Source organism: Parabacteroides sp. CH2-D42-20 (genome assembly GCF_003670185.1).
GTDB lineage: Bacteria > Bacteroidota > Bacteroidia > Bacteroidales > Tannerellaceae > Parabacteroides > Parabacteroides distasonis.
Genome location: NZ_RAYG01000001.1, coordinates 181,437 through 199,773 on the forward strand (window position 1 = coordinate 181,437; position 18,337 = coordinate 199,773).

Below are 18,337 nucleotides of genomic sequence, written 5' to 3' on the forward strand. Positions count from 1 at the left end.
CGGATGGCACTGCCATGTCATCGGTTAATGGCACTAATTATGCACCAGTGTCCCGATATTCTCTCCGCTCATCACTTTCTTCAAGTTGCCGTTGGTATCCATATCAAATACGATGATCGGGAGGTTGTTCTCTTTACACATCGTGGTAGCGGTCAAGTCCATTACCTTCAGGCCCCGGGTATAGATCTCATCATACGTAATATCGGAGAACTTGGTAGCCGTAGGATCTTTCTCCGGATCAGCGGTGTAAATACCGTCCACACGGGTACCTTTCAGCATGACATCCGCCTCGATCTCGATGCCTCTCAAGGAAGATCCGGTATCCGTAGTAAAGAACGGATTACCCGTACCGCCAGACATGATTACCACGTTGCCTTGTTCCAGCAACTCGATCGCACGCCATTTATTATAGAACTCGCCGATCGGTTCCATACGGATAGCCGTCAGTACCTTCGCCTTCACACCTTGAGCGACCAAAGCGGAGCTAAGCGCCAAGCTATTGATCACCGTTGCCAGCATACCCATCTGGTCTCCTTTTACCCGATCGAAACCTTTGGAAGCGCCGCTCAACCCGCGGAAAATATTACCTCCACCGATCACGATACCGATCTGTACACCCATCTCGGCGATCTCCTTGATCTGTGCCGCATATTCATTCAAGCGAACCTCATCGATCCCATATTGTTTACCACCCATCAGCGACTCACCGCTTAATTTTAATAAGATACGTTTGTATTGAGCCATGTTTTGTATATATTTAATATGTAATTCCGCAAAAGTAACGAATAATCCGATATTCGCATAAAAAAGATCGCCCCAACCGGTGTCGGGGCGACCTAAACACTAATCCCGTGTTTTGTAAGCTGCGAGGATTAGCTAAAATTATATGAAACGTTACTGGTTACTTTTTATCTAAGATCTCCAAGGTATCGGCGGCGATCATGAATTCCTCATCCGTAGGAACGACGATGATAGTCACCTTACTGTCCGGAGTGCTGATTACCATCTCCTCGCCGCGCATACCCTCGTTCTTCTCAACATCGATCTTCATGCCCATGTATTCCATGTTCTCGCAAACCGCACGACGGGTCGCCCATTGGTTCTCACCGACACCACCGGTCCAAACCAAGATATCACAACCACCCATAGCGGCGGCATAAGCGCCGATATATTTCTTGATGCGGTAGTTATATACGTTCAAGGTCATGATCGCACGCGGATTTCCGGCAGCTACGGCAGCCTCGATCTCACGCATATCGGAAGAGATACCGGAAAGACCGGCAACACCACTTCTCTTATTGATCAAGTCGGAAAGGCCGGCACCATCCATGCCTTCCTTATCCATGATGAAAGACAAAGCACCCGCATCCACGTCGCCGCAACGAGTACCCATCAACAGACCCTCAACCGGAGTCAAGCCCATGGAAGTATCCACGCTCTTACCATTCTTGATAGCGGTGATAGAACCACCGTTACCTACGTGAGCCGTGATAATCTTCTGATCCTCATAAGGAACACCTAAGATCTCGCAAGCACGACGGGATACATATCGATGACTGGTTCCGTGGAAGCCATAACGACGTACGCCATATTTCTTGTACATCTCGTAAGGCAAACCGTACATATACGCATAATCCGGCATGGTCTGGTGGAAAGCCGTATCAAACACCGCTACTTGAGGAATACCCGGGATCAAAGCCTCCATCGCCCGAACACCCTTCAAGTTAGCCGGGTTATGAAGCGGAGCCAAATCAGAGCACTCGATTACCTTATTGATTACATCCTGATTGATCAATACGCTAGAAGCGAACTCCTCGCCACCATGTACCAAACGATGACCTACAGCGTCGATCTCCTTATAGTCCTTGATACAACCATAAGTAGCGTCGGTCAATACGCTCAAGATAAACTCGATACCTTGTTGATGGCCGGGAATCTCTCTCTCGATAACCACCTTCTTGCCCTCCTTATCCGTCAATTTCAGGAACGCGCCCGGCAAACCGATTTTCTCGATACCACCTTGAGCCATAACCTCACCGGAGGTCATATCGAATAACTTATATTTGATAGAACTACTACCGCAGTTCAATACTAGAATCTTCATATTATTAAGTCGTTAGGATTATCTATTATTTTGCGGATTTCAAACCGATGGATTGATTACAAGCGATCGCTACCATCTTATAAATATCGTCTACGGAACAACCGCGAGACAAGTCGTTCACCGGAGCGGCCATACCTTGAAGGATAGGACCGACAGCCTCAGCGCCACCCAAACGTTGAACCAGCTTATAAGCGATATTACCCACCTCCAAAGTCGGGAATACCAAAACATTCGCTTTACCGGCGATCTCGCTACCCGGAGCTTTCTTGCTACCTACAGCCTCAACCAAAGCGGCGTCGGCCTGCAACTCTCCGTCGATCTTCAAATCCGGAGCCATTTCCTTAGCCAAGCGAGTAGCCTCCACTACCTTGTCCACCATCTCGTGAGAAGCGCTACCCTTCGTAGAGAAGCTCAACATAGCCACACGAGGCTCAACGCCTACGATATTACGAGCCGTAGCGGCGGTAGCGACAGCGATGCTAGCTAACTCTTCCGCGTTCGGGTTTGGCATAACCGCGCAATCAGCGAATACCAAAATACCATTATCCCCATATTGAGGAGTCTGCGTGAACATAAGGAACGCACCGGAAACACACTTCATGCCCGGAGCCGTCTTGATAATTTGCAAAGCAGGACGCAATACATTACCCGTCGTATTCTCAGCGCCAGCGATCTCACCGTCAGCGTCACCCGCCTTGATCATCAAACAAGCCAAGAACAAAGGATCTTCAACTAGAACCGCAGCCTTCTCGGGAGTCATACCCTTCTTTTGGCGAAGTTGGAAAAGCAAGTCTGCGTATGCGGCTTTCTTCTCGTGATTTTTCGGATCGACAAGGGTTGCCTCACCGATGTGGTTCAACCCAAAACCAGACGCCAACTCCTTGATCTCAGCGGGGTTTCCAATTAAGATAATGTCTGCTACACCGTCGGCCAGTAATCGGTCGGCAGCTTTAAGAGTTCTTTCCTCGGTACCTTCGGGAAGAACGATACGCTGCTTGTCAGCTTTAGCGCGCGCAATAATGTCTTGCATTAAATCCATAGCGGAAGATATTTTATATTATTTAATAATTGTACTCGTAATCCGGCTACAAAATTAGGCATAATGCAATATAGAGTTTACAAAATAGGCAAAAGAATTACAGGTAGAGATACCAGTTTCAGATCTTTTAACAGTAATTCGTCACTTCCCGCTCCCCAGAGAGTATTTGTTGCAGTTCTTCCGCTGTCACATTCACACTTAGCTTGCCTTTATGGGCCACGGAGATCTTTCCTCTCTCCTCCGAGACAATAATGACCAAGGCATCCGTTTCCAATGACATCCCTAAACCGGAACGATGGCGCAATCCCATATCCTTGGGAAGGGTGGCGTTCTGGGCGACCGGCAAGATACAACCGGCCGCCTTGATCCGGTTATCGGCTATGATCATGGCACCATCATGCAACGGGCTGTTCTTAAAGAATATATTCTCGATCAAGCGGGCATTTACATCGGCGTTGAACATCTCGCCCGTATGCTCATAGATCGTCAAGTCCATATCTTGCTGGATCACGATCAAGGCACCCGTCTTTTTCCGGGCCATATTCATACAGGCCAAGACAACAGGAGCGACAAACTTCCCTTCTTTCTCCGGGTCGTCTCCTCGTTTGGAAAAAAGTTTTCCTAGGAATTTCCAGCCCCGGTGCGAACCTAACGCCAACAGGAAACGGCGGATCTCGTCTTGGAAGAGGATTACCAAAACCACGAAACCTACGCTAATAAACTTATCCAAGATGGCCCCCATCAACCGCATCTCCAATACCTGCGAGATCAAGATCCATACGACGATGAATGATACGACCCCACTGAATATAGCCAATGTGCCCGAGCTTTTCATCAACTTATAGGTCTGGTACAGGAAGAAAGCCACCAGCAATACGTCAATCAAGTCTTTTATACCGAAATGCATCCACATAGTTAATTGAGAATTGAAAGTTGAAAATTATTTGTTGGTCATTTGACCTATGACGCGAATGGCTTCCACTGCTTCCCGCACATCATGTACACGAAGGATATTAGCGCCGTTCAAGAGAGCGTACGTATTCAATACGGTCGTTCCGTTCAAGCTATCCGCAGGGGTTCCACCCAGTAATTTATAAATCATGCTTTTACGGGAGACTCCAACTAATAAAGGCAACTCAAAAATAGAGAACTCCTTTAAATGGCTCATCAATTGGTAATTCTGCTCCAACGTCTTACTAAAGCCAAAGCCGGGATCGAGGATGATATCATTCACCCCTAAAAGCCGAAGCTGGCGTACCTTCCGGGAAAAGTACAGCATGATCTCCTCCATCATATCCGGGTAATCAGTATGCCTCTGCATAGTTTGAGGGGTTCCACGCATATGCATCATAATATAAGGCACCTTCAAATCCGCTACCGTTTGGAACATATCCGCATCCAACTCACCGCCGGAGATATCGTTAATGATAGCTGCTCCATATTCCTCTACGCAACGACGCGCAATCCCCGCACGAAACGTATCTACGGACACCGGGATATCCGGGTAATGCTTATTTAATATATGTAAGGCAAACTCCAAACGGCGCATCTCTTCCTCCGGCGTAACCTCAGCGGCATCCAGACGGGATGAATAACCACCGATATCTATCCAATCCCCTCCCTCCGATAAGATTTCCCGGATACGGTCCTCGATAGCGGTCTCGGTCTGTTTGCGGCTGCCCGCATAAAAAGAATCAGGAGTAATATTCAAGATTCCCATCACCAACGGTGTCGCTAAAGAAGTAAGTGTCCCTCTAATATTGAGCGTTTTATCTAACATGATCTTTCCTTATTTCCAGCAAAGATACAGGTTTCTCTCTTAAAATCTCCTTCTAGATTCTTCATTCTTTATTTAATTGCTACATTTGCGCCGAATTAGACAGGAATAAATATTTAACGCGATACAGTCATGAGTATTATCGACCTCTATGATTTATTTATACATAACCCTCAAATAACGACAGATAGCCGGAACTGTCCGAAGGGTTCTATCTTCTTCGCCTTAAAAGGCGATAAATTCGATGGAAATCAATATGCCGGGAAAGCCTTGGCATCCGGCTGTGTCTATGCCGTCATAGACAATCCCGATTATTATATAGGCGAACGCACGATCCTTGTTGATAACGTGCTGAAGACCTTGCAACAATTAGCGCACCATCACCGCAAGGTACTGGGGTTGCCGATCATCGGGATTACCGGAACGAATGGCAAGACCACGACCAAAGAGTTATTGGCTGCCGTACTCTCAACGAAATTCAATTTGCTATATACCGAAGGTAATTTCAATAATCATATTGGCGTTCCCTTGACCTTGCTCCGATTGACTCATGACCATGAGATGGCGGTTATCGAGATGGGCGCCAGCCATCCGGGAGACATCAAGGAATTAGTGGATATCGTCCATCCTAACTATGGCATCATCACGAACGTAGGCCGTGCCCATCTGGAAGGCTTCGGTTCTTTCGAGGGTGTGATCCGGACAAAAGGGGAGTTATATGATTATATCCGTCGCTCCAAAGGCAAGATATTTATCAAGAAAGAGAACGAGTACCTTCAGTCTATCGCCAAAGGCATCGAACAAATCACATATGGAAACGGGGATGATGCTTTTGCGTCCGGACAGGTAGTCAGTTGCGATCCTTTCTTAGTGTTCAATTGGAAGCAACAAGGAAAGTTGCATACCGTCGAAACACATATGATCGGTAGTTATAACCTAGATAATGTATTGGCCGCCGTCGCCGTAGGCCGCTTCTTCAAGATCCCGGCAGAGCGTATCAGTCGTGCTATCGCCGCTTACGAGCCAACCAATAACCGTTCCCAATTCAAGAAAACCGAGAATAACGAATTGATTATCGATGCTTACAATGCGAATCCGAGTAGCATGAAAGTAGCTCTGGACAATTTCATCACCATGCCCGTACAGCCTAAAGCCATCATCCTTGGAGATATGCGCGAGCTTGGACCAACTAGCGACGAATTACACGCGGAGGTTGTCGAACAGATCAAGAAAGGCCAGTTCGACAAGGTGTTCCTCTGCGGCGAGCATTTCTCTAAGGTAGGCAAAGAGTTCTCCCCCTTCGCTACCACGGAGGCAATGGTGGAAGAGCTTCGGAAACAGCCGTTAAAGGGCTATCATATCTTGATCAAAGGCTCTCATAGCATGGGGCTGGAGAAACTAGCGGATATCCTATAAGCTATCATCGAACAAGACGGTTTTCAACTTCTGATACAAGAAGGAGAGAACCAATAAGATAACTCCCAAGATTATAAAGACGACCACTTTCCCGATCGTAGGCAAGAGCCACAGATCTACCAACACCAACTTTAGCAATACGATCGAGAAAGTGGCCAAACTAATCATCCGGACAACCTTCAGGTGCAATCGCATTCCCACCGCCATTTGCATAAAGCCGGCAAGACTCAACGAGATAGAGAAGCCTGCGCTTAATTCATCCGGCAAGCCCAACTGATTCAACAAATTATTCGTTCCCACGGCCAGTAATATCGTAGACAGCAAACAAATATATAAGGTCATCCCATGCGTACGCTTTTCTCTTGCGTCAAATGACTTATAATAGTACCGCCCCAAGACAAAAATATGCCCCCCGATTAAAAGCAAGGAAACCCATAGCAGGAACCGGGGAATAAAGAGATCATCATACCCGACCCACAAAGACATTCCTCCGAACAGGGATAAAGATAGCCCCAAGAGTAGTCCGTATCCCCCCGCATTTCTTGACACAGGCAAATAGCTTTTCCCTAATAAAACATTCGCAGCAAATAAAACCGCCACCGTAAATGTCTCGATATAGCTAAAGGACACGATCGAAGGATCTACATATGAATAGAAATCGAAAACAAAGGCTATATATAATACGACACATCCCGTCAAGAGAGGCCCTTTCGTAGATATCCTTGTCGGACGTACCAACCAAGCGTCTACCCAATACGATAGCCCCGTAAAAATACCGGTAGCGAACAAGCCATTTATAAATAGGGAAGAATCTCCGTACCGAGCCTCCATACATCCGTGGAAGACATCCATTCCGTAAGAGCCCAGCGTCAAGACCGGAAGTACCCAAGCGAATATCTCGTAAACCCGCAGACGGAAACGACTATAGAACCAGAGAATAATCATTACCTCTGAAGCCCAAAACAAGGTAATAAAGGTCCCTTCCAGTTGGATCGGGATCGTCACCGATACGAACGTAAGAGCGATACCCAATAACGTATGCATCAAGAAAGTGAAAGGTTCCCCTTTCCGTTTGATCCAAAAGAAAAGAGCGAAGTTAATAGCCGCAACAAAAAGGGTTACCAGACCTTTGCAATTCCGCTCAAGCTCCATATTCTGCAGGAGACAAAGGGCAAAGAACAGGAATACAAAATTGTTCAATCCGATCACTCCTAATAAATATTGATTGATCCCCCGGATATTGATTCGTACGATGGAAGCGACCGATAATAAGAAGATCAAATAGAAGGCAATAGAGAAAATAAGTAAATGTGTTAATTGGACACTTCCCATCAAATCCAGATCCGCAGCATACGTATAACCTGCAAAGACGATCCAAGTCAAGGCAAAACAAATTACAGGCAATTCCCCCCACTTCTTATAGATAGATAGCCCGAACATTCCTAGGTCCAAGATCATGACATAGGTAAACAGCACCCAATAACTTCCATCTCCGCTACCCACTAAGAATGGAGCGATAAATCCACCCACCAAAGCGATAATCGCCAGTTCCCTACGATTATAGAGTATAGATAAAGACGACATAAATCCGGTAAACAGCACAAGCAGAATAAAAGCGACCGTTTGGCTAAACAGCCCGTAATAATGATAGGCGATCGCCACCGTTACATAGAAGATCGCAAAAGCGCCTCCCGCCAACAAAGAGCTAAAAGTACGATAGGAATCCTTCAAACGCCAAGCCACGAATAGAAGTAATCCGCCCATCCCAAAGCCAAGGATCGTACGCAAGGTCTCGTTTATCCATTCCTTATCTATCGCATACTTCACGAAAAGACCCATACCCAAGACGAGTATCAGGATACCGATTTTACCGAATAGGTTCTCACCGATATATTTCTCATAATTGACAGGCTTCCGCACCTTCTGGGGTTGAAGATTTCTCGCAGGTTCGACAATCGCCTTTACAGGTTCAGGTTGTACGAAAACTTCCGGTTCTTTCAAGGTCTCAGGCTCGGGTTCCTTTATCTCGTCCGCAACTTCCGGACTATTCTCCAAACGTTTACGCAAGGCAGCGATCTCTTTCAACAATTCCTCCGTTTTCTCTTGTGATTTGGATATCTTATTACGCAAGTTTATCCAAATCATGATCAGTAATAGAAGTATCAGTAAGGTATATTCCATAAACTCTAAAATTATAAGCTTGCCGCAATATACGCATTTATTTATGTAAAAGCTTTCCGAACCATAAAAAAGTCCCGACGATACGAATATCGCCGGGAGCAATTTTTTATCCGGTTTCCTTCCTCACGGAAATACTATCGGAAGAACTTTTTTACTTTAGTATTAACCACACGTTCCCCCATCACGGGATACTTTGTTGCGTGGAAATTATTTAATTAAATATATTTAGATAGAGACGGGACGTGCCCGCCTCTACTGTATCATTTCGAATAAAATAATTATTTAACAACTACCTTAACAGCAGCCTCACCCTCTACAGCTACAGCTACGATACCTGCCGGTACAGCGATTGTAGCGTTATCAGATGAAAGAACTGTCTCAGCAACCACCTTACCTAAGATGTTAGAGATAACAACAGACTTGCCAGCGGCACCTTGGATTGTTACAGTACCATCGTTAGCGATAACAGAGATAGCAGAAGCTCCTTCTTCAACGCTATCGTTAGATGTCGGGTGTAATTCAGTAGCAGCAACATTAAACATATGAGCGTCAGTCGGAACAGAAGACCAAACTAAAACATTGTTAATAACCTTCAAGAAGAAAGATTGCGGATAATACAATTGATTATCATCAACATCTTGGCCATTGAATACATTAACAGTGTTCTCTACAATCAGGTTAGTTGTACCATCAGTAGCTGCAGTTGTTCTAAATGCCATAGCCGCAGGATTTACACTCATGTTCTTCAACGTATCAGCAGCAGTTGCTTTTGACCGAGCGATTGTCAGTGAATCTGCACCATATACTTTTGCTTTCACAAAAGCAGCTTTTGCATATGTATTATTATTATAATCCTTATACAAATATGCACTTTCTGTATTAGCAACGCTATTTCCATTATCATTAGCTACATAAGCTGAATCAAACGGATTAACTAAATAATACATAAAACCAGCCTCACGATCAACCTCTGAAAGGCCATTGCCAGTTGTTACATAATATAAAGGTTTTGTAATATCCTTCACGCAAGCTGTATCAATCCACAAACCGAACAAGCTATCGATATACGGAGTTTGTTCAGCGGTCTTAACCTCTGCGAACAATGTAGTCGGATTCATAGAAAGAGCCTTACCATCACCTTCTGAAGAAGAAAGGATCTTATGAGAAGGAGCACCTAAGTTAGCGTAAACCGGAGCCGGAGCTTTTTCAAACTTGAAGAAATCATCACGTACATCATCTTTTTCCACATAAGATAAAGCAGATGATCTCACATTAAACACGACTTTATTATTCATTTCGATAATCTCAGGAGAAGATTCTGTCACAGCTGCGCTATAGTGTTCAACAGAATAAGCAGGTATCATCAAATATTCACCAGCCTCATCACCATTAACAAATACAAATTCTACAGGTGTACGATCTAAGAACTTAACATCAGCAAGTACTCCATTAACATTGCTTGTAAAGTTATTATTCGTATATTGTTCACTCAACGTATACATTGATACAGATAATGTATCCTTCAAAGCTTGAGCACCACCATTATTGTAAATAGTAGAGGTAGACTTCACATCGCTATAATCAATCACACCACCATTAACAGCATAACTATATAAAGTTACCGGTTGCACCTTAAACTTGATAGCCTCATCAAAATCAGTAGATTTAATTGAGATCAAAGAATCTTTCGCATAAGCGTATAAACCATCAACACCCGGAGTTCCCGATACCAAATTCAATGCGAAAGCATCATTCATAGCCTCTTCCTTCGTGAAAGACTTGTAACCTAAGAAACGATCTTTTGCTTCTGTTACTTCCTTCGCATAAACAAACTCAATCGTATCTGTACCATTGAAAGTAAATACATTATCAGAAACTTTATAAATCTCACGATAATCAGCAGTTCCATCCAACGCATAATTCGTAACAGCGTCACCACCCTGCATACGGCTAACAACTGCATAACGACCATCCTTCTCTGCCACATAGTATTGACCTTCACGTTTCACGTTAGAGATAGAAGAGATAAAGTCTGTAACAGTCTCACCATAGTATTTATTATAGTTAGTGTTTTTAGCAGTACCCATAGCATTATGGGTATTCTTGTTCTTCAAGAAATAAACACCAGCACCGTTAGGCAAGCTAGCGGGAGTACCCGGAGTTTGAGTAAATGCCAAAGCAGAACCTTGAGTATCAACACTTACTGTTAATACATTCAAGTTATCTATCTTAGCATATTTCAACACCGCATTATTTTGAATACTGAATGGAGTACTAGTATTAGCTCTTGTTTTCACCGGAGCAGACTTAACAGTCAATGTCATCTTATCTGTTCTCAGATCCTTAACAACCTTGAACAACTGAAAATCTGCATTACCTACAGTATGTTTCTCATTCACAGCATAAGTACTATCAGCTTTTAAAATCGCACCAAAGACATTTTGTTGGTTATGAATCGTAGTAAAAGTAGTATCGACACCAATAAAGAAGTCTTTCTTATCAGCTACCTCGAATTGAATCCAAGCCTGACCAGCGCTTGTAACGTCCTTAGCTCTTACAACAACTCCATCAAACGGGTTCTTCGTTACCGTTGGATCAGCGACCAATGTAAATACAGAGAAATCAGAAATCTCCTCTGCAACCAAAGTCTTTGTTCCCGGATCTTCAATATTATAAGTAGCCATCGGAGAAGCATTAATAGGAAGGGTCTCCGTCAAAGAAGTTGCTTTCTTCAAAGAAAGAACCTTACCTGCGGCAACTGCTCCAGAAATAGAGTAACCAGTGGCAGTAGTACCCGCAACCTCAAACTCACTGATACCTCCACGGATACTGAAAGGAGCTTTATCGCTCTTAGCTACAGAGAGAACTACACCATTCTTATTCTTAATGGTATAACGTTGAACTCCTGTAGCTTCATCATAACCTGCTTTGGTTAAATTCCAAAGATCAGCATCAGCTTGAGCATTAATAAACATAATGGAGTCTTTTGCTGTCTGGTTGTAGTTATTACCGATTGTCAAATAACCATCCGTGGTATTACCAATCAAATAATACTCTCCAGCTTTCACATCGTTAGGAGCAACATTAGCAGCTCCCGCAGAAAAAGCGGTTACTAGCAAAGCTCCCGCCAAAAGAGTAGAAAACTTTTTGTTCATAATTCTAAAATTAATATTAATACTAGTGTTAATTAAAAGCTCTTTATATATGCATCCCACCTAAATGGGTACAAAACGACTAGTCTAAACGATCGTCTAAATCTTGCGTTTTTTTAGTGCCAAAACAGGAGATTTGTTGAAAGAATCCGTTGTTTCGTAAAGGATAACCTATCCTATTGATAAGAAAGAGGATAAGCGATAAAAAAATAATGCGGAAGGGTTGTAAGTGTCGAAGAAACGCGTACCTTTGCAAATGACTATAAAAATCGATCGTTTAGACTAGTCGTTTCTCACATTCTATTCCATCGCACATAAAATATACATCACCTATATAGTAGTATAACCTCTATGCGTATTGCATATATTATAATGTACGAGCGTACATTATATATTATCTATGTCGTTGACTGATTATCAATTCTTCTTTCTAAATCCAAATAAGCATGCTTATCGGATAAGGTGAATTTGAATATTTCCAGCAGATACACCGAGCATTATCCGCCAACAGTATTATATACGGATTATCAGCATATTACATTTACAACTAGATGTAACGCTGTTTACTTCCATATGTAAATGACTTTACTTCTAGAGGTAAACACTTTCGTTTCTACTATATGTAAATACTTTCGCTCTTGAATGGAAACGCCTCGTTTATGCTTTTATTGGTCAAAATAACGACTATCCTATGTACTTGAACTCTTTTTTCATAAATTTGTCGCTTTATAATAAACTGAGTAAAAAATGAATACACACGAACTTTGCTGCGTAGGACACATCACCTTGGATAAGGTAGTAACACCTAAGAACACCGTCCATATGCCGGGAGGAACCTCCTTTTATTTCTCGCATGCGATAAAACATTTCGATGATATCGACTATACTCTAGTGACAGCCTTGGCTGAATCTGAGATGAAAACGGTGGAGGAACTACGAGCCGAAGGTATCGACGTTGCCGTGATGCCAAGTAAGCACACCGTTTATTTCGAGAATATTTATGGAGAGAACCAAGATAACCGTACGCAACGTGTATTGGCGAAAGCAGATCCTTTCACCGTGGAATATCTGGAGAACATCAACTCCAAGATCTTCCACCTTGGTAGTTTGCTTGCCGATGATTTCTCTTTGGAAGTGGTAAAGTATTTAGCGGGGAAAGGCTTAGTATCGATTGACTCGCAAGGATATCTACGGGAAGTAAGAGACAAAGATGTATTTGCAGTGGATTGGCCAGAGAAAAAAGAAGTACTTAAATACGTGCACTTCCTCAAGGCTAACGAACATGAGATGGAGGTGTTAACCGGATATACCGATGCCGTAAACGCAGGAAAAGTTATCTACGATTGGGGCGTGAAAGAGGTATTGCTGACTTTCGGAAGCATGGGATCTATCATTTACGACGGTTCCACTTTCCATAAAATCCCCGCTTACATACCGAAAGAAGTCGTAAACGCTACCGGAGCGGGTGATACTTATATGACAGGATATCTCTATAAACGTGCCAAAGGCGCAAGCATAGAAGAAGCCGGACGTTTCGCGGCAGCTATGACAACATTGAAAATCGAAGGAATAGGCCCATTCAACGGCACTAAGGAAGATGTGTTGCGATGTTTAGAGACAGCGGAACAACGAATGCCTGAGTAGTTGAAAATTGAGAATTGAAAATTATTCGCTCTCTCCTAATTTTCAATTCTCAAGTCTCTATCTTTAATTATTCTTGAATGCTTTGCAGAATGTAGTCATTAGCAAGATACAAAGCCCTAACAAGCCGACCACGATATAAGCGTATTTCATATTGAAAGCCTGCGAGATCGCTCCGATCAACAAAGGTGCGATCAACGAGCCGATAAAACTGATGCTAGAAAGGATTGTCAAGGCAATTCCCACCGGAGTTTTCGATTTAGCACCCACCAAGCTATAAATAGTAGGCACCATACACGAGATACCCAAGCCTACCAACATAAAGCCTAAGGAATTCACGATCACCTTTACCGTCATCGATTCGAACATACCGCCCAACATGGCTGAGATAAAGAAACCGGCAAAAATAAAGAAACCCGCCAATTGCAACACCTTCTGCTTTCCTAAAACACTATAGGCGGAGTTCGTAAGAAAACGGCCTACCGTCATCATCACCATGAACACTAAGAAACCGATCTGCAAGGATTTAGGAACTTGTAGTACCGATTCGAAGTAAAGTCCACTCCAATCAAACATCGCACTTTCCACCACCAAGGCAAACAGTCCGACGATACCTAACTGGATCAACAGCATTTCCGGCTTACGGATAAAGCTCAACAATGCCGGAGCTTCTTTCTTCTCCGCTTCCTTCTCTTCCTCCGGTGACTCAACCGCCACGTCTTCCTGCAAATACTTCCGGCTTACCAAAACAGTCACTCCAATCAATAATGCAATCAACGTAAAATGCCAGAACGGAGTGACGCCGGATACGATCATGATAAACCCGATCAAAGCTCCTAAACAGGCCGCCAGACTCCAACCTCCATGAAATGAGGCCATAATCGTACGTCCATAGAGCCGCTCGATACCAATCCCTTGCGTATTCAAGGATATATCGCAAAGATTCCAGAACACCCCAAAACAGAATAAATAGACACCCAGCAGATAAATATTATGTGCCGTACCGATCGCGAATAAGGCCAAGGCATATCCCAACACACTGGCCTGCGCCATAATACGGCTTCCCAACCTCGACACCAAATAACCCGCTAACGGTATCGCCACAAACTTACCTACCGGGATCAGGAACAAGACCAAACCCCAATAGAAAGCGTAATTCACCTCAAAGAAATCCTTCACGTCCGGAATACGGCTAGCCCAACTAGAGAAACAAAGACCTTGCGCTAAAAAGAAAGAAAGCATCGCATAACGAACCCGTTCCTTGGGAAAAGCGCTACCCAATGGAGTATTCATTTTTTCATTCATTATCATTTACTTTTATTGTTATCATCTATTCGAGAAAGAGGCACGAACCCCATTCCTCCGCAAAGCTATCAAATATATCCTAATCCCCTAAGTCCTAAAAGTAGAATTTATTAGGTAGATTCCCTAATGAAAAGTATATTTGCGAAATATGCACAGGAATGTTGACTAAATCGAGGATGAATTTACCACATTCACACAGGCACAAGTTATCACGGGAAGAGTTACGGGCTTAAATAACCATCCTATCGAACTAGCCGGTCGTGATTATACAACTGAACGAGAAAAGCCAGATGCTTTCCCAGAGAGCGTCCCTTAGCCAAGGGCATTACGCTAGAAAGCCGGGAAAGAAGATGCCTTCAACGCGAAATCACAACAAGACACTTTATTATTATTAAGTATTAATCGAGTCAACCAGGCTTATTTATAAGACGAAATGTAGTCAACTAAAAGCGTTAGCTGACACAGCAGTAGCTGTTCTATCTATAGGTAAAGATCGTTTCACGCCTGTGATATGATCTTTTCACAGATATGAAACGATCGTATCACATAGGTGAAAAGATCTCTTCACCGATGTGAAAAGATCAGATCGTCTGGTGTTAGACTATACTATCCCTTGATGGAATACACATTGCGGCATGGATCTTACGATTAATTGTCATAATACCACAAGCTCATCCTCATCACATCTTCGGGATAAGAGACATGTAAGCGTCTCCACGCTCCCCTTTACAGCCTTCACAGCATATCGCTGCAATACAACAAATTAAGAGTGTGTGAAACGTGACCGATTCCAAACTTATGGCTAAGAAAACAGGAGGATTATCGACCGATCCCTAAAACATAAAAAGTCCCACAATACGTTAATATTGCAGGACTTATCTCTTTGGGCTTTGTTCTTCAGTGATCCGCCTGGGGCTCGAACCCAGGACCCCAACATTAAAAGTGTTGTGCTCTACCAGCTGAGCTAGCGAATCATCCTGTGCGTTACTTCTGTAATGCGGGTGCAAAGGTAGGAGTATTTTTTTAATATGCAATAGGCATGGCTATTTTTTTGCGATTAAATCTGAATTTATTTTCTCTCGCTTAGGTTGATGAGCAAGGTTTCCGGGATCTAACTCATTATCTTCGTGCAAGATAAAGCGTTTATAGTAGGATAAGCACAATGTTGTCAATGGGAGGGCTATTATTAAGCCTATAAAGCCTAGGATCGTTCCCCAGATGGATAATGAGAGTAAGATGATGGCGGGATTCAGTCCCATAGCCTTACCCATTATGCGAGGGGTAAGATATAAATCCTGTATACATTGTACGATACCCAAGACTAAAATAGCCATACCAAAGATCAACCAGAAGTTCTCGCCAGTCTCGGCCGAACGCAATAAGCTCAATAGAATCATCGGGATAATACCGATCGCCTGCATATAGGGAATTAAGTTCAGCACGCCGATAAACAGGCCCAGCGTGACCGCCAACGGGAAATTAATGATCTTAAAGCCGATCGCGAGGAGAACCCCTACAGAAAGAGCGATCAACGATTGTCCGCGGAAATAACGATTCATGCTGTATTCCACATCCTCAGCCAAACCTTGCAGGAACGGACGGTAACGCTCCGGTATCAAATCGATCCAACCATTCGCGATCTTCTCATAATCCAAAAGGATGAAAATAAAGTAAAGCAAGATCACGAACACGATCGTGATACTGAAAAGGATTGAGAAAGTGTTCGATAAGATAGACCATAACTGGGGCGCAATCTGCTTCACCGCTTTCAACAAATTCTCCTTACTCAATAACTCCATGATCTGGGCGAAGTTCACATTACTTTCCAGATATTCCATCCATGAATGCGGGATCAAAGGGACATGACCTTCACCGGGATCATGTGTGCGGATCAGTTCTAGCGTTTTATCCGCCTCAGCCGCGATGGAAGGAATGACCATGACTACCAGCAACGTTATCAATAGCCCTAAAGTCACCAATACCGCCATAATCGATAAGATGCGGCTCTTAAAACATAATTTATATTGGAAGAACTTTACGAACGGTTGCATCATATAAGCCAGTAACCAAGCGATCAGGAAAGGTAACAAAGCGTTTCGTAATAAGGCTATCAAATAAATAATTCCTGAGATGACCAGTATACCGAACACTATGCGTATTACACGGTCAAACGTAAAAGGCTTGTCAAACAGTGGATTCATATTATTTTCATATCTTTGCTTGCGACAAAGATAGAATAAAGTAGAATATATAAACATCATGATACGTAAAATATCCTTTTTCTTCCTCATTTCTTGCTTATACCTTTCAGTGGGGGCACAGACTCCACAACCTATCAAGCAATTCCTGCGCAAGCCTTATATGGAAGGAGCTTCATTTTCCTTGATCGTGAAAGAGGTTAACAGTGGCGAGACGGTATTCGCTTACGATACAATCCGGCAGCAGACCCCAGCCTCGGTCATGAAAACGGTTACGACCGCTACCGCATTGGAGATATTGGGCGAGGATTATCGCTTTCCCACGACATTAGAATACGACGGCTCCATCGAGAACGGCTTGTTAAAAGGCAATTTATATATCAAGGGAAGCGGAGATCCTAGCCTTGGCTCAGCGCATTTCGCCCCGGATCATAAGCGGTTTCTACAGGAATGGATCTCCGCCTTGAAAAAGGTGGGTATCCATAAAATACAAGGAGCCGTAATCGCTGATGAAAGTATATTCGACACGGAAGGCACTTCCCTTAAATGGGTTGGCGAAGATATGGGTAGTTATTATGGTGCCGGAAGCTATGGGATTTGCGTATTCGACAATCTTTATAAATTAGGGTTGCAAACCGGAGCTCCCGGAACCCGCCCGAAGTTGAAAGGAACCGAACCGGAATTATCCGGCATCCATTTCCATAATTACTTAACGACCCAGCAAGTATCTTCGGATAGTTCTTTTATCGTAGGGGCGCCATTCGCCACGGATCGTTATTTATATGGCATTGTCCCCGCTAACCGGGAATGGTATCCGCTCAAAGGGGATATTCCCGACCCGGCTCTTTTCCTAGCGGATTATCTCACTAGGCAATTGGAACATGAAGGGATCACGGTCGGCGAATCACCGTCTTGTTTCCGTATCTTGCGGGAAGCCGGTAGGTGGCAACCCGGGAAACGGACCGAGATTGTTACCACTTACTCCCCTACGCTTCGGGAAATCGTGGAAGTGACCAATCATGTCAGCCATAATTTATTCGCCGATGCCTTGATCAAGACGATCGGCCTACGATATACGCCCCGTAAGGGAGAGGTCATATCTTCTTTTAACCGGGGTATCCAGGTGCTTCGGGACTATTGGCAAGGGAAAGGACTCGACCTCTCGTGCGTCTGGATGTACGACGGTAGCGGTCTTGCGGTTACCAACAAGTTATCAACAGCTTTTGTGGCTGATTTATTGATTTATATGAAAACCTGTTCACAACAACACACAGCCTTCTACGAATCATTGCCCGTAGCGGGGGTAGAAGGCTCGGTGAGGAACTTCTTAAAAGGCTCATCCCTCCAAGGAAAAGCTCATCTTAAAAGCGGAAGCATGAGCCGGGTAAAAGGATATGCGGGATATATAAACAAAGGCGATAAGCAATACGCCATCGCCCTATTCGTAAACAACTATTCCTGCGACGGACGTCCTATGACCGTAGCGATAGAGAAATTATTGCTCCAATTGCTCAACTAACCAGC

Annotated in this window: 12 protein-coding genes and 1 tRNA gene; 3 read left to right on the forward strand and 10 right to left on the reverse strand. The window is 43.8% G+C overall.

From position 1 onward, the window contains the following. Positions 1-33 precede the first annotated feature (33 nt). From pyrH to folP, 5 genes are all read right to left on the reverse strand, one after another. Positions 34-744: a UMP kinase gene (gene pyrH / locus D7V92_RS00620; RefSeq protein ID WP_005867363.1), complete on the reverse strand. Its 711-nt coding sequence runs from the start codon at positions 742-744 to the stop codon at positions 34-36. A 157-nt stretch (positions 745-901) separates the two neighbouring features. Then, positions 902-2,104: an acetate/propionate family kinase gene (locus D7V92_RS00625; RefSeq protein WP_036614670.1), complete on the reverse strand. Its 1,203-nt coding sequence runs from the start codon at positions 2,102-2,104 to the stop codon at positions 902-904. 25 nt (positions 2,105-2,129) lie between these two features. Then, entirely contained in the window at positions 2,130-3,143 is a 1,014-nt protein-coding gene (gene pta, locus D7V92_RS00630; RefSeq protein ID WP_121772078.1) for a phosphate acetyltransferase, read from the reverse strand. Between the two features lie 127 nt (positions 3,144-3,270). Continuing rightward, entirely contained in the window at positions 3,271-4,056 is a 786-nt protein-coding gene (cdaA, locus tag D7V92_RS00635; RefSeq protein WP_008779131.1) for a diadenylate cyclase CdaA, read from the reverse strand. Between the two features lie 27 nt (positions 4,057-4,083). After that, complete coding sequence (gene folP, locus D7V92_RS00640; RefSeq protein ID WP_121772079.1) at positions 4,084-4,923, reverse strand: dihydropteroate synthase; 840 nt, start codon at positions 4,921-4,923, stop codon at positions 4,084-4,086. A gap of 129 nt (positions 4,924-5,052) precedes the next feature. Between folP and murF the strand changes: the two genes are divergently transcribed. Continuing rightward, positions 5,053-6,336, forward strand: a complete 1,284-nt coding sequence (murF, locus tag D7V92_RS00645; protein ID WP_005867352.1) for a UDP-N-acetylmuramoyl-tripeptide--D-alanyl-D-alanine ligase — start codon at positions 5,053-5,055, stop codon at positions 6,334-6,336. On the opposite strand, the gene D7V92_RS00650 is transcribed toward murF, so the two are convergent. Both D7V92_RS00650 and D7V92_RS00655 read right to left on the reverse strand, forming a co-directional pair. Then, the gene (locus tag D7V92_RS00650) at positions 6,331-8,517 is read right to left on the reverse strand and encodes a DUF2339 domain-containing protein (RefSeq protein ID WP_121772134.1); all 2,187 of its coding nucleotides are present in this window, start codon (positions 8,515-8,517) and stop codon (positions 6,331-6,333) included. The genes murF and D7V92_RS00650 overlap by 6 nt on opposite strands. 278 nt (positions 8,518-8,795) lie before the next feature. Then, on the reverse strand, positions 8,796-11,672 hold the full coding sequence (locus D7V92_RS00655; RefSeq protein ID WP_121772080.1) for a DUF6383 domain-containing protein: 2,877 nt from the start codon (positions 11,670-11,672) through the stop codon (positions 8,796-8,798). A gap of 744 nt (positions 11,673-12,416) precedes the next feature. On the opposite strand from D7V92_RS00655, the gene D7V92_RS00660 reads away from it, so the two are divergent. After that, entirely contained in the window at positions 12,417-13,313 is an 897-nt protein-coding gene (locus tag D7V92_RS00660; protein ID WP_005859778.1) for a PfkB family carbohydrate kinase, read from the forward strand. Between the two features lie 63 nt (positions 13,314-13,376). Here the strand turns inward: D7V92_RS00660 and D7V92_RS00665 are convergent, their stop codons facing one another. The 3 genes from D7V92_RS00665 to D7V92_RS00675 all read right to left on the reverse strand — a co-directional run bounded on the left by D7V92_RS00665 (position 13,377) and on the right by D7V92_RS00675 (position 16,816). Further along, positions 13,377-14,615, reverse strand: a complete 1,239-nt coding sequence (locus D7V92_RS00665; RefSeq protein ID WP_080707590.1) for an MFS transporter — start codon at positions 14,613-14,615, stop codon at positions 13,377-13,379. Positions 14,616-15,516: 901 nt separating this feature from the next. Beyond that, positions 15,517-15,589: transfer RNA gene (locus tag D7V92_RS00670), tRNA-Lys, on the reverse strand. Positions 15,590-15,658: 69 nt separating this feature from the next. Further along, complete coding sequence (locus D7V92_RS00675) at positions 15,659-16,816, reverse strand: AI-2E family transporter (RefSeq protein WP_121772135.1); 1,158 nt, start codon at positions 16,814-16,816, stop codon at positions 15,659-15,661. Positions 16,817-16,874: 58 nt separating this feature from the next. On the opposite strand from D7V92_RS00675, the gene dacB reads away from it, so the two are divergent. After that, a complete protein-coding gene (gene dacB / locus D7V92_RS00680; RefSeq protein ID WP_121772081.1) occupies positions 16,875-18,332 on the forward strand; it encodes a D-alanyl-D-alanine carboxypeptidase/D-alanyl-D-alanine-endopeptidase in 1,458 nt (485 codons plus the stop codon). Positions 18,333-18,337 lie beyond the last annotated feature (5 nt).

Bases quoted from the DNA above. Each gene is read 5' to 3' on its own strand.
- D7V92_RS00655 (WP_121772080.1), bottom strand. From the start codon at position 11,672: ATGAACAAAAAGTTTTCTACTCTTTTGGCGGGAGCTTTGCTAGTAACC.
- folP (WP_121772079.1), bottom strand. From the start codon at position 4,923: ATGTTAGATAAAACGCTCAATATTAGAGGGACACTTACTTCTTTAGCG.
- D7V92_RS00660 (WP_005859778.1), top strand. From the start codon at position 12,417: ATGAATACACACGAACTTTGCTGCGTAGGACACATCACCTTGGATAAG.
- D7V92_RS00625 (WP_036614670.1), bottom strand. From the start codon at position 2,104: ATGAAGATTCTAGTATTGAACTGCGGTAGTAGTTCTATCAAATATAAG.
- pyrH (WP_005867363.1), bottom strand. From the start codon at position 744: ATGGCTCAATACAAACGTATCTTATTAAAATTAAGCGGTGAGTCGCTG.
- murF (WP_005867352.1), top strand. From the start codon at position 5,053: ATGAGTATTATCGACCTCTATGATTTATTTATACATAACCCTCAAATA.
- dacB (WP_121772081.1), top strand. From the start codon at position 16,875: ATGATACGTAAAATATCCTTTTTCTTCCTCATTTCTTGCTTATACCTT.
- D7V92_RS00650 (WP_121772134.1), bottom strand. From the start codon at position 8,517: ATGGAATATACCTTACTGATACTTCTATTACTGATCATGATTTGGATA.
- D7V92_RS00665 (WP_080707590.1), bottom strand. From the start codon at position 14,615: ATGAATGAAAAAATGAATACTCCATTGGGTAGCGCTTTTCCCAAGGAA.
- D7V92_RS00675 (WP_121772135.1), bottom strand. From the start codon at position 16,816: ATGAATCCACTGTTTGACAAGCCTTTTACGTTTGACCGTGTAATACGC.
- cdaA (WP_008779131.1), bottom strand. From the start codon at position 4,056: ATGTGGATGCATTTCGGTATAAAAGACTTGATTGACGTATTGCTGGTG.
- pta (WP_121772078.1), bottom strand. From the start codon at position 3,143: ATGGATTTAATGCAAGACATTATTGCGCGCGCTAAAGCTGACAAGCAG.